The 13,737-nt window shown below is 71.7% G+C and carries 14 protein-coding genes; 8 read left to right on the top strand and 6 right to left on the bottom strand.

All coding sequences use genetic code 11. From position 1 onward, the window contains the following. Positions 1-55 precede the first annotated feature (55 nt). On the bottom strand, positions 56-784 hold the full coding sequence (gene phoU, locus ACLQ21_RS08705; RefSeq protein WP_425662926.1) for a phosphate signaling complex protein PhoU: 729 nt from the start codon (positions 782-784) through the stop codon (positions 56-58). A gap of 149 nt (positions 785-933) precedes the next feature. On the opposite strand from phoU, the gene ACLQ21_RS08700 reads away from it, so the two are divergent. After that, positions 934-2,082, top strand: a complete 1,149-nt coding sequence (locus tag ACLQ21_RS08700; protein ID WP_425662925.1) for a sensor histidine kinase — start codon at positions 934-936, stop codon at positions 2,080-2,082. Then, entirely contained in the window at positions 2,079-2,762 is a 684-nt protein-coding gene (locus ACLQ21_RS08695) for a response regulator (RefSeq protein WP_425662924.1), read from the top strand. The genes ACLQ21_RS08700 and ACLQ21_RS08695 overlap by 4 nt, the downstream gene beginning before the upstream one ends. 22 nt (positions 2,763-2,784) lie before the next feature. Here ACLQ21_RS08695 and ACLQ21_RS08690 read toward each other — a convergent pair whose 3' ends face one another. After that, positions 2,785-3,255 (bottom strand): hypothetical protein, encoded by a 471-nt coding sequence (locus ACLQ21_RS08690; RefSeq protein ID WP_425662923.1) that lies wholly within the window; start codon positions 3,253-3,255, stop codon positions 2,785-2,787. A 249-nt stretch (positions 3,256-3,504) separates the two neighbouring features. On the opposite strand from ACLQ21_RS08690, the gene ACLQ21_RS08685 reads away from it, so the two are divergent. Beyond that, positions 3,505-3,993, top strand: coding sequence for a CarD family transcriptional regulator (locus tag ACLQ21_RS08685; RefSeq protein WP_425662922.1), 489 nt, complete (start codon positions 3,505-3,507; stop codon positions 3,991-3,993). Positions 3,994-4,073: 80 nt separating this feature from the next. Beyond that, positions 4,074-5,216 carry a 2-C-methyl-D-erythritol 4-phosphate cytidylyltransferase gene (ispD, locus tag ACLQ21_RS08680; RefSeq protein ID WP_425662921.1) on the top strand — a complete coding sequence of 381 codons (1,143 nt, stop codon included), beginning with the start codon at positions 4,074-4,076 and terminating at the stop codon, positions 5,214-5,216. Position 5,217: 1 nt separating this feature from the next. On the opposite strand, the gene ACLQ21_RS08675 is transcribed toward ispD, so the two are convergent. Together ACLQ21_RS08675 and ACLQ21_RS08670 are read right to left on the bottom strand one after the other, a co-directional pair. Beyond that, positions 5,218-6,051 (bottom strand): HTTM domain-containing protein, encoded by an 834-nt coding sequence (locus tag ACLQ21_RS08675; protein WP_425662920.1) that lies wholly within the window; start codon positions 6,049-6,051, stop codon positions 5,218-5,220. Continuing rightward, positions 6,042-6,380, bottom strand: coding sequence for a hypothetical protein (locus tag ACLQ21_RS08670; protein WP_425662919.1), 339 nt, complete (start codon positions 6,378-6,380; stop codon positions 6,042-6,044). Before ACLQ21_RS08670 ends, ACLQ21_RS08675 begins: the two co-directional genes overlap by 10 nt. 223 nt (positions 6,381-6,603) lie before the next feature. Between ACLQ21_RS08670 and cysS the strand changes: the two genes are divergently transcribed. Together cysS and rlmB are read left to right on the top strand one after the other, a co-directional pair. Further along, on the top strand, positions 6,604-8,013 hold the full coding sequence (cysS, locus tag ACLQ21_RS08665) for a cysteine--tRNA ligase (RefSeq protein WP_425662918.1): 1,410 nt from the start codon (positions 6,604-6,606) through the stop codon (positions 8,011-8,013). After that, the gene (gene rlmB / locus ACLQ21_RS08660; RefSeq protein WP_425662917.1) at positions 8,010-8,987 is read left to right on the top strand and encodes a 23S rRNA (guanosine(2251)-2'-O)-methyltransferase RlmB; all 978 of its coding nucleotides are present in this window, start codon (positions 8,010-8,012) and stop codon (positions 8,985-8,987) included. The genes cysS and rlmB overlap by 4 nt, the downstream gene beginning before the upstream one ends. Positions 8,988-9,089: 102 nt before the next feature. On the opposite strand, the gene ACLQ21_RS08655 is transcribed toward rlmB, so the two are convergent. Together ACLQ21_RS08655 and ACLQ21_RS08650 are read right to left on the bottom strand one after the other, a co-directional pair. Beyond that, positions 9,090-10,406 carry a DUF4032 domain-containing protein gene (locus ACLQ21_RS08655; protein ID WP_425662916.1) on the bottom strand — a complete coding sequence of 439 codons (1,317 nt, stop codon included), beginning with the start codon at positions 10,404-10,406 and terminating at the stop codon, positions 9,090-9,092. Positions 10,407-10,465: 59 nt separating this feature from the next. Next, complete coding sequence (locus ACLQ21_RS08650; RefSeq protein WP_425662915.1) at positions 10,466-11,542, bottom strand: ABC transporter ATP-binding protein; 1,077 nt, start codon at positions 11,540-11,542, stop codon at positions 10,466-10,468. A gap of 173 nt (positions 11,543-11,715) precedes the next feature. Between ACLQ21_RS08650 and ACLQ21_RS08645 the strand changes: the two genes are divergently transcribed. Beyond that, entirely contained in the window at positions 11,716-12,624 is a 909-nt protein-coding gene (locus ACLQ21_RS08645) for a DsbA family protein (RefSeq protein ID WP_425662914.1), read from the top strand. After that, positions 12,624-13,619 (top strand): DsbA family protein, encoded by a 996-nt coding sequence (locus ACLQ21_RS08640; protein ID WP_425662913.1) that lies wholly within the window; start codon positions 12,624-12,626, stop codon positions 13,617-13,619. The genes ACLQ21_RS08645 and ACLQ21_RS08640 overlap by 1 nt, the downstream gene beginning before the upstream one ends. Positions 13,620-13,737: the final 118 nt, after the last annotated feature.

Here is a 13,737-nt window from a genome sequence, read left to right as displayed (position 1 = left end):
CTCGCGCACGGAGAAGGGCCCCGCGTGGTGCGGGGCCCTTGCTCGTTCCTTCGGCCTAGTCGGAGGTCTCGAGCGGATGCGCCGTCGGGCCGACCGGTGCGCGCACCGGCTCCGGTGCCATCTCGGCGCGAGCGTCGTCGTCGCCGGTCCAGTCGCCGGTCGCGAGGTACTTGACCTTCTTCGCGATGCCGACCGCGTGGTCGGCGAAGCGCTCGTGGTAGCGGCTCGCGAGCGTCGCGTCGACGGTCGTGTGCGCTGCGCCCTCCCACGTGGTGCCGAGCACGTGCGCGAAGACGTCGCGGTGCAGCTGGTCGACCTCGTTGTCGGCGGTCTCGAGCTGGTCGGCGAGCGCGAGGTCCTGCGTCTCGAGCAGGTCGCGGAGCATCTTCGCGATCTCGATGTCGCGGGCACCCATCTCGGCGAACGTCGGCTGCAGCGACTCGGGCACGACCTGCATCGGGAACCGGTAGCGCGCGAGCAGCGCGATGTGGCGCGCGAGGTCGCCCATCCGCTCGAGCGACGCCGAGATGCGGAGCGCCGAGACGACGATCCGCAGGTCGCGCGCGACGGGCGACTGCCGGGCGATGATGTCGATCGCGAGCTCGTCGAGCGAGTTGGCCTTGTCGTCGATGATCGGGTCGGTCGCGATCACGTGCTCCGCGAGCTGCACGTTCGAGTCTCCGAACGCGCGCACGGCCGCCTCGATCGAGACGACGACGTGGTTGGCGATGTCGACGAGGCGATCCTGCACCTCGCTGAGCTCCTGCTGGAATACGTCGCGCATGGCTGCTGCCCCCTTGTGCTGTGCCCCGCTGCTTCGTCGAGCGGGGCACGGTCCTGATGCCCAGTGTCCTTGCCTCAGGTTACCGCCGGGTGTCTGGAGCCTGAACCCGGGACGGCGGGCGCGTCCGGGCCACCGGCTACGATCGTGGGGTGGATGCGTCCTGGTACGTGCTCCTCGCGCTCCTGCTGGGCTTCGCGATCGGGGCGGTCTCGGTGCACCTGCTCGGCGTCGCCGCGCACCGCGGCCGGCAGGTGATGGCCATCTCGAGCGAACCCGTCCCCGACGGCATCGCAGCCATGGTGCACGTGCTCGAGTCGGCGGGCGTCGTGATGGACGGCTCCAACCAGGTGATCCTCTCGTCGCCCGGCGCGATCGCGCTCGACCTCGTCGACGGCCGCGCACTGCGCTCCCACGAGATCCTCGACGCGGTGCGGAGGGTCTGGCGCACGGGCGAGCAGGAGGTGCTCGACCTCGTGCACCGGCGCGGGCGCATCGGCGTCGGCACCGAGCTGCACCTGCGGGTGCGGGTCGCGCCGCTCGGCAACCGCTTCATGCTCGTGCTCGCCGCCGACCAGACCGAGGAGCTGCGGCTCGCGGGCGTGCGCCGCGACTTCGTCGCCAACGTCAGCCACGAGCTCAAGACCCCGATCGGTGCCGTCACCGTGCTGGCGGAGGCGATCGAAGCGGCCGCGGAGGAGCCGGAGCGAGTGCGCGCGTTCGCGCAGCGCATGCAGCTCGAGGCCGACCGCCTCGCTCGCATGACGAAGGCGCTCATCGACCTCTCGCGCATCCAGTCCGACGACCCGCTCGACCACGCCGAGCACGTGCCGATCGCGCGCGTCATCGAGGTCGCCGTCGACCGCAACCGGGTGCTGGCCGAGTCGAAGCGGATGCGCGTCATGCCGCGCGTGCTCGACGAGGTCGACGTGCTGGGCTCCGAGGAGCTCATCACGATGGCCGTCCAGAACCTCATCGCGAACGCGCTGCAGTACTCGCCGGAGGCGACGCACGTGGGCGTGGGCGTGCGCGTCACCGAGGGCGTCGTCGAGATCTCGGTCACCGACAAGGGCGTCGGCATCGCTGCCGAGGACTCCGAGCGCGTGTTCGAGCGCTTCTACCGCGTCGACCCCGCGCGCAGCCGCGTGACGGGAGGCACTGGCCTCGGCCTCAGTATCGTGAAGCACGTCGCCGTCAGCCACGGCGGCGAGGTCACGCTGTGGTCGCGCCCGGGCCAGGGCTCGACCTTCACGCTCCGACTGCCCGTCGACGGCACCACCGCCTACAAGGAGACTGCATGACGCGCATCCTGATCGTCGAGGACGAGACCGCCCTCGCCGAGCCTCTGTCGTACCTGCTCGAGCTGGAGGGCTACGAGACGGCGCACGCCATCGACGGGAACGAAGGGGTGCGGATGTTCGAGCAGGAGGGCGCCGACCTGATCTTGCTCGACCTCATGCTCCCCGGTCGCAGCGGCACCGAGGTGTGCCGCCACATCCGTCAGTCCTCGCGCGTGCCGATCATCATGGTCACCGCGAAGGACAGCGAGGTCGACACGATCGTCGGGCTCGAGCTGGGCGCCGACGACTACGTGACGAAGCCGTACTCGACGCGCGAGCTCATCGCGCGCATCCGCGCCGTGCTGCGCCGCCGCGCGACCGAGGAGGAGGACGACGACGACGCCGTCGTCGAGATCGGCCGCGTGCGCCTCGACGCCGACAGCCACACGGTGACCGTCGCGGGGCACGAGACGGCGATGCCGCTCCGCGAGTTCGAGCTGCTCGAGTACCTCATGCGCAACGCCGGGCGCGTGCTGACGCGCGGGCAGCTGATCGACCGGGTGTGGGGGAGCGACTACTTCGGCGACACGAAGACGCTCGACGTGCACATCAAGCGTCTGCGGGCGAAGATCGAGGAGGACCCCTCGAGCCCGACGCGCGTGGTCACGCTGCGCGGGCTCGGGTACCGCTTCGAGCGCTGAGCGGCGCCCGAGGCTCGCTCGGTCAGCCGGCGGCGGGCTCGACCGGGCCGAGGGTCTCGTAGCCGACGAACTCGGTCGAGATGGCCTGCACGTTCACGCCGGTCGGCTCGGCGCCGTCGGCCTGGAACGACACGTTCTGAAGCGAGCCGAACGTGAGGTCGTCGCCTGACTCGAAGACGAGCTGCTGGTCGGGGAAGCCGTAGGTCGTGACGCCCTCGGGCACGCGGATCTGCTGCGCCTGGTCGTCGTAGCGCACCTCGACGACCGTCGCCTCGCCCGCGTTCGTGAACGTCACCGAGAGGTTGAGCGCGTCGCCCTCGGGCTCGCCGATGAGCGTCGCATTGTGGAACTCGACCGTGCCGGTCTTGCCCGAGACGCCGTCGGACGGGTCGTACTCGATCAGGGTCGCCTGCGGCGTGAAGATGTTGCAACCGGTCGCTGTCAAGGCGACGACGACTGCTGCGGCTGCTGCGGCGACGGTGCGAGGCTGCACGAGAACCCTTTCGACGAAGGCCGACGGTGCTGGAACGGCGCACCGACGGTCGTGTCCACTGTAGTACCGAGGTGCAGGTGGAGGCGGAGGGCCGTGGTGCCCACCGCTCGCCCCGCGCCCGGGCGGGCGACGCGCCGCGGGACCGGCTCTCGGCCCACCGCGGGGCGTGATCCAACCACGCCGGCACGGGCGCTCGCGAGCGACACGCTGTGATAAAATCAAGGTTCTGGCTATGACGAGGAGCATTCGATGAACTTTGAGGTCGGAGAGACGGTCGTCTACCCCCACCACGGTGCCGCGACGATCACCGAGGTCAAGGTCCGCAAGATCAAGGGCGTCGAGACCACCTACCTCAAGCTCAACGTCGCGCAGGGCGGCCTCACGATCGAGGTCCCCGCGCAGAACGTCGACATGGTGGGCGTCCGCGACGTGATCGGCGAGGAGGGCCTCGACCGCGTGTTCGAGGTGCTGCGCGCGGACTTCACCGAGGAGCCCACGAACTGGGCCCGCCGCTACAAGGCGAACGTCGAGAAGCTCGCTTCCGGCGATGTGATCAAGGTGAGCGAGGTCGTGCGCGACCTCTCGCGCCGCGACCAGGACCGCGGCCTGTCCGCCGGCGAGAAGCGCATGCTCGCGAAGGCCCGGCAGATCCTGGTCTCCGAGCTCGCGCTCGCCGAGCACACCGACGAGGACGCCGCATCGGCGCGCCTCGACGAGGCGCTCGCCCCGGCCGTCTGAAGCCGGTCCGCGAGACCCCCGCAGCTGAGGCGCCCGATCCCCAAGGTCGGGCGCCTCTTCGTGTGTCTAGGCTCGTGCTCGTGACCGAGACCGCCATCATCGTCGTCGCCGCGGGCAGCGGCACCCGGCTCGGCCGGGGCGTGCCCAAGGCCTTCGCGACCGTCGCCGGTGCGCCGATCCTCGAGCACGCGCTGCGCGGCCTGGCCGCCGTCGATGCGCGGCTCCTCGTCGTCGTGCCCGCCGGCCTCGAGGCGGATGCGTCGGCGATCGCCGAGCGCGCGGGCGTCGCCGCGCACGTGGTGGTCGGGGGCGCGACGCGCGCCGACTCCGTCGCGGCAGGCCTCGCCGCCGTCGGCGACGCGCGATGGGTGCTCGTGCACGACGCGGCTCGCGCGCTCACGCCGGCCGCGCAGGTCGAGCGCGTCATCGCCGCGCTGCGGGAGGGCGCATCCGCCGTCGTGCCGGTGCTGCCGGTGGTCGACACGGTGCGTTCGGTCGAGGCGGCGCGTCACTCGGAGGGCGATGTGCTCGGCCCCATCGTCGATCGCGCGGCGCTGCGCGCCATGCAGACGCCGCAGGGCTTCGACGCCGCGCTGCTGCGTCGCGCGTACGCCGCGGCGGATGCGATGGGTGCGTCGACCGACGACGCGCAGCTCGTGCAGGCGCTCGGGGAGCCGGTCGCGGCCGTCCGAGGCGACGAGCTCGCGTTCAAGATCACGACCGCCGCCGACGCGGATCGCGCCGAGTCGCTGCTGGGCCCGGCCATCCGGGTCGGGATCGGCGCCGACGTGCACGCGTTCGGCGGCGACGGCCCGCTGCGGCTCGCGGGGCTCGAGTGGGAGGGCCCGGGCCTCGAGGGGCACTCCGACGGCGATGCGGTGTGCCACGCGATCGTCGACGCACTGCTGGGGGCTGCCGGGCTCGGCGACATCGGCTCGCTCGTCGGCGTCGACGACCCGCAGCACGCCGGCGCGCACGGCGAGGTCTTCGTGCGGGCCGCCGTCGCGCGGCTCGCGGAGCACGGGTGGCGGCCGATGAACGTCGCGGTGCAGGTGCTCGGCGTGCGCCCGCGCATCGGCAGCCGACGCGACGAGGCGCAGCGAGCGCTCTCCGCGATGGTCGGCGCGCCCGTCAGTGTCTCGGGCACGACGACCGACGGGCTCGGCGCGATCGGTCGCGGCGAGGGCGTGCAGGCGGTCGCGACCGCGCTCATCCGCCGCTAGCTCAGTCGAGCGTCGCAGCGGCCGATCGGCTGGCGGGTTGCCGGGCGCTTGCGGCGCCCGCAGAGCGCAGGCTCGGACGCGTGAGGAAGAGCCAGTAGGTGCTCAGCGAGGCGGCGGCGAAGGCGGTGAGCACGAGCGTCTGGTCGGTGAGCCCGACCAGGATGGAGAGGTGCAGGCCGACCCCGGCGACGACGGCGAGGACGCGCGCCCGCCGGATCCAGAGCGCGGCGGCGAGGAACAGCTCGGTGGCCACGGTCGCGACGGCGAGCGCCTGGAAGACCCAGAGCGGTGCGTCGAGCCACATCCACTCCTGGAGCGGCTCGCCCGAGAGGAACCGCGGATTGACCTTCGAGAGCCCCGCGAACAGGTAGAGCACGCTGACCTGGGTCATCATCAGCAGCTGCGGCCACCACGGGACGGCGGCGTGCTCCCGTCCCCTCGGCGCCGCGATGCCCCACCGCTGCCCCGCGTGCGCGAACGCCAGGTAGGCGAGCAGCAGCGTGACGAGCAGATGGTGGCTCGAGTAGGTCTGCTGGTCCCACAGCAGGGCACCGGCGAGCAGCGCGCTGCCCGTCGCCGCCGATGCGCGCGCGAAGAGGCCGAGGAGCAGGCACACCGCGGCCAGCAGGCCGACGACCTGGAAGACCTGCACCGCGAGCGGGGTCGGGCCGGGGATGATCGCGAGCACCGGGTACTGCAGCTTGCCCGCGGCGATGCCGGACAGCACCGCCGACGACTCCAGCGCGCACACCGCGAGCGCGAACGCCAGCAGCATCCGGGCCAGGGCGAGGGGTCGTCCGTCGACGCGCGGGTCGAGCAGATCCGTCAGTCGCACGGCACCGCCGCCCGACCGGTGAGGTCCTGCTCGACTACGACGGTCGCGGCTCTCGGCACCTCGGCGCAGAGGTGCGCCGGCACGTGCCGTGTCCAGTCGAGCTCGGGTCGCAGCGCCCGGGGGAGGAGCGCCCCCATGTCGACGTCGATCTCTCGGCCGCCGTCGTCCAGCACCGTGATCGAGCCCTCGCCGTACCCCGAGTACATCTGGAAGCCGAACCGGGCGGGCTTCTCCTGCGTGAGCGCGATCGCGGGAACAGCGATCTGGGCGATGATCACCGCCACCAGGATCCACTGGAGCCGGCGCTGGCGCTCACGCCTGGGAGCCATGCCTCACCCCTTCGTCATGGGGAGGCTAGGGCGGATGGCGCACATTGCGCAAGATTGCGCAGTCGCCACGCCGACTCGCTCCCGCGCTCTAGGTAGCGGCGCCCCTGCCGGTAGCGGGACCCCTTCCACCGATCGGGACCCGGTGCACCGGGTCCCGTTTGGTGGAAGGGGTCCCGCAGAGCACGAAGTCCGCTGGGGAGCGCGCCCAGTAGCCTTGGGGACCGTGACCGTGCGCATCTACGACTCCCGCCAGCAGGCCGTCATCGACCTCGAGCCGCTGCGTGCGGGCGAGGTGTCGATGTACGTCTGCGGCCCGACGGTGCAGTCGTCGCCGCACATCGGCCACGTGCGCAGCGCCGTCGCCTACGACGTGTGGCGCCGCTGGCTCACGCATCGCGGGATGCGCGTCACGTTCGTGCGCAACGTCACCGACATCGACGACAAGGTGCTCGTCAACGCGGTCGACGAGCCGTGGTGGGCGCTCGCGTATCGCGTCGAGCTCGAGTTCACGGCGGCGTACCGGGCCGTCGGCGTGCTCGCGCCGACCTACGAGCCGCGCGCCACCGCATCCGTGCAGGGCATGCACGAGCTGATCCAGCTGCTCATCGACCTCGGGCACGCCTACCCGGCGCTCGACGGCACCGCCGACGTCTACTTCGACGTGCGCTCCTGGCCGCAGTACGGGGCCCTCACCCGGCAGTCGATCGACAAGATGGAGCCGGCGGCCGACGCCGACCCGCGCGGCAAGCGCGACCCGCGCGACTTCGCGCTCTGGAAGGCGTCGAAGGAGGACGAGCCCGAGTCGGCGTCGTGGGCGTCGCCGTGGGGCAACGGCCGGCCCGGCTGGCACATCGAGTGCTCGGCGATGGCGCGCCGCTACCTGGGCGACAGCTTCGACATCCACGGCGGCGGCCTCGACCTGCGGTTCCCGCACCACGAGAACGAGCTCGCCCAGTCGACGGCCGCGGGCCTCGGCTTCGCGCGCGTGTGGAGTCACAACGGCCTCGTCAACGTCGACGGCGAGAAGATGTCGAAGTCGCTCGGCAACTCGATCTTCGCGGCCGACCTGCTCGGCTCCGTGCGGCCGATCGTCGCCCGCTACTTCCTCGTCGCCCCGCACTACCGCTCGACGATCGACCTGCGCACGGCCGACGGCAGCCTCGAGGGCGGCTCGCTCGCCGAGGCGGAGGCCGCGTTCGGCCGCATCGAGTCGATGCTCGAGCGCGCCCGGCGCGTCGGCGAGCTGCCCGAGATCGAGGTGCCGGATGCGTTCGGTGCGGCCATGGACGACGACCTGTCGACGCCGCAGGCGGTCGCCGTGCTGCACGACACCACGCGTGCTGCGAACGCCGCGCTCGACGCCGGCGACGACGCGACGGCGCTCGCTCGGGCCGGCGAGGCGCTCGCGATGCTGCGCGTGCTGGGGCTCGACCCGGCCGATGCGGTGTGGCAGGCTGTACCCTCGGCCGAGAGCCACGCGCTGTCGAACCTCGTCGAGACGCTCCTCGCGGAGCGCCGCGAGGCTCGCGCCAACCGCGACTTCGCGGCATCCGACCGCATCCGCGACACGCTCGCGGCCGCCGGCATCCTCGTCGAGGACGGCAAGCACACGACCACCTGGAGCATCCCATGACGAAGCCGCAGCGATCGCCGCGGAAGAAGGGCCCCTCCAAGGGCACCGGTGGCCTCGGCCGCAGGGCGCTCGAGGGCAAGGGCCCCACTCCCAAGGCGGAGGACCGCTCCTGGCACCCCGCCGGCAAGCGGAAGGCGTCGCGCGAGCGCTTCGAGGCCGCGTCGGCGAAGGGGCGCCCGGCGCAGCAGCAGCCGCCGCGGCACCGGAAGCCGTCGTCGGCGAAGGACGACTCCGAGATGGTGACCGGCCGCAACTCGGTGCTCGAGGCGCTGCGCGCCAAGATCCCGGCGACCTCGCTCATCCTCGCCTCGCGGCTCGAGATGGACGACCGGGTCAAGGAGATCCTCTCGATCGCCACGAAGCGCGGCGTGCCCGTGCTCGAGGTGATGCGGCCCGAGCTCGACCGCCTCTCCGGCCACGACGCCGTGCACCAGGGCGTCGCGCTCAAGGTGCCGCCGTACCAGTACGCGCACCCGATCGACCTGCTCGAGACCGTCATCGACCGCGGCCAGACGCCGCTGTTCGTCGCCCTCGACGGCATCACCGACCCGCGCAACCTGGGTGCGATCATCCGCTCGTCCGCCGCGTTCGGCGCGCAGGGCGTCATCGTGCCGCAGCGTCGCTCGGTCGGCGTGACGGCGAGCGCGTGGAAGACCAGCGCGGGCGCCGCGGCGCGCGTGCCGGTCGCGATGGCCTCCAACCTGACCGCGACGCTCAAGGACCTCAAGTCGCAGGGATGCTTCGTCATCGGCCTCGACGGCGACGGTGACGTGTCGCTCCACGAGCTCGAGCTCGCGGCCGGTCCGCTCGTGATCGTCGTCGGCAGCGAGGGCAAGGGGCTGTCGCGCCTCGTCGCGGAGACCTGCGACGCGATCGTCTCGATCCCCATCGGCGCGGCGACCGAGTCGCTCAACGCCGGCATCGCGGCATCCATCACGCTCTACGAGGTGGCGAAGCTCCGCTCCGCTCGCTGATCGAGTAGCTGCGGCGCGGAGCGTCGCCGCGTATCGAGATCGGGTGGCCCGGCGTCTCGATACGCGCGCCTTCGGCGTGCTACTCGACGAGCGGGAGGGGCGTCAGATCCTGTCGCGCCAGTTCGGGTCGTCGTCGTCGTCATCGAGCGCGATCGCGCCCGTCTCGACCGGCACGATCGGGATCGCCGTCGTGACCGGCACGCCGAGCAGCGCTGCCTCGTCGCGACGGTGCGACAGCTGCGTCTCGATGTAGCTCGCGGCAGCCTCCTCGAGCGGCACCTCGCACTGCAGCTGCTCGGAGAGGTACCAGCGGTGCTCGAGCACCTCGTGGAAGATCTCGGGGCCCTCGAGCTTGCCGCGCAGCTCGATCGGCACGGACTGCACGATGGGCGAGAACACCCGCTCGAGCCACTCGTTCGCCAGCGCCTCGTCGCCCACGTTCGGCCGCAGGTCGTGCTGCATCGCGACGTACTGGTCGAGGTCGTTGAGCATGCGCCGCGCCTGGTTCTCCTCGGCGTCGATGCCGGTGAGGCCCTGCAGACGGCGGTGATGGTGCCCGGGGTCGACGACCTTGGGCTGGATGCGCACGGTCGTGCCGCCGTCGCCGGTGCGGATCGCGAGCTCCTCGATGTCGTAACCGAGGGCGTTGAGGCGCTCGATGCGCGCGCTGATGCGCCATCGCTCGGACACGTCGATGACCTCGTCGCTCGTGAGCTCGTGCCACAGCGAGCGGTACTGCTCGACGATCGACGCGGCCACCGTGACCGGGTCGATCGACTCGTCGAGGCGGTCGCCGGCCGCGAGGTCGAGCAGCTCGCCGGCGATGTTGACGCGCGCGACCTCGAGGTCGTCCTCGCGGCGGCCGGTGGAGAGGCCGTTCGGCTCGATCGTGCCGGTCTCGGCGTCGACGAGGTACGCGGCGAACGCGCCCGCGTCGCGGCGGAAGAGCGTGTTCGAGAGCGACACGTCGCCCCAGTAGAAGCCGACGAGGTGCAGCCGCACCAGCAGTCCGGCGAGCGCGTCGACCAGGCGCTGCGCGGTCTCCGGCTTCATCGATGTCGAGTACAGCGCCCGGTAGGGGAGCGAGAAGCGGAGGTGCCGGGTGACGAGCACCGCGTTCAGCTCCTCGCCGTCGATGCCCGTGCGGCCCGAGATGACCGCGAGCGGCTCGACGCACGGCACGTCGAGGCGCTGCAGCCTCCGGAGCATGCCGTACTCGCGCGAAGCCATCTCCTCGTTCGTCTCCTTGATGGCGACGACGCGGTTGCCCAGCCGGGCGAAGCGCACGAGGTGACGGGAGATGCCCTTCGGCAGCTGCACGACGTCGTCCTCGGTCCACTGCTCGAGCGGCAGCTCCCACGGCAGGTCGAGCAGGGTCGCGTCCATCACCGATGAGGTGATCCGCAGGTCGGAGCGCATGCCGCCATGGTAGGCCGAAGGGCCCCCGCGGTGAGCGGGAGCCCTTCGGATGGTGCTGGTCAGACCCGCAGTCCAGACTCCTTGTCGAACACGTGCAGGTGCGACGGGTCCGGCGTGATGTAGACGGTGTCGCCGAGCGACGCGTGGGTGCGGCCATCGACGCGCGCGACGAGGTCGACGCGCTTGCCCTCGACATCCGCGTGCCCGTAGAGGTAGCCGTCGGCGCCGAGCTCCTCGACGAGGTCGACCATCACCGGCAGGCCGTCGTTGCCCTGTTCCGAGACGGAGATGTCCTCGGGGCGCACGCCGACGACGAGCCCGCCCTTCGCCGCCGCGAGCTGCTCGCGCGGGATGGGGGTGAGGTGGTTGCCGAAGTGCACGCCCTGGTCGCTCGTCGTGAGCTCCATGAGGTTCATCGCGGGGCTGCCGATGAAGCCGGCGACGAACACGTTCGCCGGGTTCGCGTACAGGTCGCGAGGCGTGCCGACCTGCTGCAGGATGCCGTCCTTGAGCACCGCGATGCGGTCGCCCATCGTCAGTGCCTCGGTCTGGTCGTGCGTGACGTAGACCGTCGTGACACCCAGACGACGCTGCAGCGACGCGATCTGCGTGCGCGTCTGCACGCGCAGCTTCGCGTCGAGGTTCGACAGCGGCTCGTCCATGAGGAACACCTGCGGCTGGCGCACGATCGCGCGACCCATCGCGACGCGTTGGCGCTGACCGCCCGAGAGCGCCTTCGGCTTGCGGCCGAGGTAGGGCTCGAGGTCGAGCAGCTTGGCAGCCTCCTCGACGCGCTTCGCGCGCTCCTCCTTGGCGATGCCGGCGATCTTGAGCGCGAAGCCCATGTTCTCGGCGACCGTCATGTGCGGGTAGAGCGCGTAGTTCTGGAACACCATCGCGATGTCGCGGTCCTTCGGCGGCATGTCGGTGACGTCGCGGTCGCCGATCAGGATCTTGCCGCCGTTGACCTCTTCCAGGCCCGCGAGCATCCGGAGGGTGGTGGACTTGCCGCAGCCGGAGGGGCCGACGAGGACGAGGAACTCGCCGTCGGCGATCTCCAGGTCGATCGAGTCGACGGCGGGCTTCGTGCTTCCCGGATACAACCGGGTCGCCTTGTCGAACGTCACAGACGCCATTGTCGTCATTCCTTCCACCGGCAGGTACGTGCCGGACGATCCGTAGTGGTCGGGTGCGGGCAGCGGTGCCCGCGGGAACATCCTGGCACGTCGAGCGCCCGGTACCCTAGGAAGCGGCGTGTGATCTGATCGCGCCCCCCGCTGGGATCCCCGGCCGAGCAGGACAGGAACGCATGAGCGACAAGCTGACCAAGAACGAGCGGCGTGCCCAGGCGCGCGAGCAGGCCCGCGCGATGCAGGAGCAGCGGCGACGCCGCGAGCGCATGCGACGCGGCCTCACGATCGGCGGCATCGTCGTCGCCGCCGTGGCGATCGTCGCGATCGTCGCCGTCGTGATCGTCAACAGCATCCGCCCCGCCGGCCCCGGCCCCGAGAACATGGCGAGCAACGGCATCGTGATCGGCAAGGACTTCGTCGCCGAGCGCACTGCCGCGACCCCCGCCGAGGGCGAGCCGACGCCGACCGCGCCGCGCGAGGACATCATCCAGATCGAGATCTACCAGGACTACATGTGCCCGGTGTGCGGCGACTTCGACGACGCCAACCGCGCCACGCTCGAGCAGCTGCTCTCCAGCGGCGCCGCGACCGTCGAGGTGCACCCGATCTCGATCCTCGACCGCGCCTCGCTCGGCACGAAGTACTCCACGCGCTCCGCCTCGGCGGCCGCGTGCGTCGCTGAGTACGCGCCGGACAGCTTCTGGGCGTTCAACTCGGCCATGTACGACAACCAGCCGTCGGAGCAGAGCGCCGGCCTCACGAACGATGAGATCGTCGGCATCGCCGAGGGCGCGGGCATCGACACGTCGACCGGGCTCGCGGACTGCATCCGCGAGGGCCGCTTCATGAGCTGGGTCGAGGACGCCACGGTGCGCGCGGGCACGCAGCCGCTGCCGGGCACCGACGGCGTGGTCGCCGACCGCACCCCGACGGTGATCGTGAACGGCGAGAAGTACCCGGGCGCGCCCGCGGATGCGGCCGGCTTCCAGGCGTTCGTCACCGCGACCGCCGGTCAGCTGACCGGTGAGTCGGAGACGCCGGCGCCGAGCGAGGAGCCCGCTCCGACCGAGACGACCGCGCCCTGATGCGCGAGCGCGCCTGGCCGGCAGGGCTTGCGGTCACCGCGATCGCCCTGCTGGCCGGGTGCGCCAGCACACCGCCCGCGCCGATCACGACGATCGGCGAGCTGGGCGCCGCCTACCTCGAGGCCGGCGGCGAGTGCGCCGACCTCGTGGAGCAGTATCGAGCGGCCGACTCCGACCCGGTCGTGGCCGCGTGCGGCACCGACACCGAGCTGATCCTCGCGGCGAGCGCCGATGAGGCACAGGGCATCGCGACCGAGCGGCAGCTGCAGGAGCAGACCGTGCTCGTCTCGGACCGCTGGGTGATCCGCGACCCCGCGCTCGAGTCGATCCAGCAGGAGCTCGGCGGGCAGATCGTCACGCTCTCGCCCGCCGACGGTCCCGCGAACATGGCCGACGCCATCACGTTCGACGAGGGCGGCGTCGTCGAGGCCGAGCCCGTGCCCGCCGACGGCGAGCCGGAGGCGCCGGAGCCCGCGACCGGCATCCACGACATCCTCGTCGTCATCGACCCGGAGTGCGAGTACTGCGACCGGATGCTCGCGGCCAACGGAGAGCAGCTCGAGCGGCTCGCCGACGAGGGCGCGGCGCGCGTCGCCTACCTGCCGGTGTCGCTCGGCGACGAGATCGGCAACGGGTACGCGTCGACGCTGGGCGCCAACGCGCTCGCGTGCGTGGCCGACAGCGAGCCGGAGGCGTACCGGCCGTTCCAGAGTGCGCTCGTCGCCCACCTGCAGGAGCAGCGCTTCGACGCCGCGGCAGTCTCGGCGCTCGCCGCCGAGCACGACGCCGAGATCGACGAGTGCGTGCAGTCGGCGCAGTTCGCGTGGTGGGTGCGGCAGGCGACCGTGCGGGCCATCGAGCAGCCGCTGCAGGGCGTCGAGCCGCTGCGGGGCGTGCCGACGATCGTCGTCGACGGCGTCACGTTCGCGGGCGATGTGAGCGACGCGGATGCGCTGGCGGCGTTCATCGCGCAGCAGGTGCCGGTCTCGGGCTGAGCCGGTCCGCGCGGCGGAGTCGACGCCGGGGACGGACGGCCCGGTTTCGACACGCTCAGCGCGCTTGGCTTCAGGGGGTTAGTGCAACGCCTGGTTGAGGGGTGGTGGTTGCGTTGGC

Source organism: Agrococcus sp. DT81.2, from assembly GCF_049844935.1.
Taxonomy (GTDB): domain Bacteria; phylum Actinomycetota; class Actinomycetes; order Actinomycetales; family Microbacteriaceae; genus Agrococcus.
The sequence above is the reverse complement of the archived record's forward strand: the minus strand, read 5'-3'. Positions and strand labels throughout refer to the sequence as shown.

Coding starts and splice junctions, on each gene's coding strand:
- phoU (WP_425662926.1), bottom strand. CDS start 784: ATGCGCGACGTATTCCAGCAGGAGCTCAGCGAGGTGCAGGATCGCCTC.
- ACLQ21_RS08695 (WP_425662924.1), top strand. CDS start 2,079: ATGACGCGCATCCTGATCGTCGAGGACGAGACCGCCCTCGCCGAGCCT.
- ACLQ21_RS08685 (WP_425662922.1), top strand. CDS start 3,505: ATGAACTTTGAGGTCGGAGAGACGGTCGTCTACCCCCACCACGGTGCC.
- ACLQ21_RS08670 (WP_425662919.1), bottom strand. CDS start 6,380: ATGGCTCCCAGGCGTGAGCGCCAGCGCCGGCTCCAGTGGATCCTGGTG.
- rlmB (WP_425662917.1), top strand. CDS start 8,010: ATGACGAAGCCGCAGCGATCGCCGCGGAAGAAGGGCCCCTCCAAGGGC.
- ACLQ21_RS08655 (WP_425662916.1), bottom strand. CDS start 10,406: ATGCGCTCCGACCTGCGGATCACCTCATCGGTGATGGACGCGACCCTG.
- ACLQ21_RS08650 (WP_425662915.1), bottom strand. CDS start 11,542: ATGGCGTCTGTGACGTTCGACAAGGCGACCCGGTTGTATCCGGGAAGC.
- ACLQ21_RS08645 (WP_425662914.1), top strand. CDS start 11,716: ATGAGCGACAAGCTGACCAAGAACGAGCGGCGTGCCCAGGCGCGCGAG.
- ACLQ21_RS08640 (WP_425662913.1), top strand. CDS start 12,624: ATGCGCGAGCGCGCCTGGCCGGCAGGGCTTGCGGTCACCGCGATCGCC.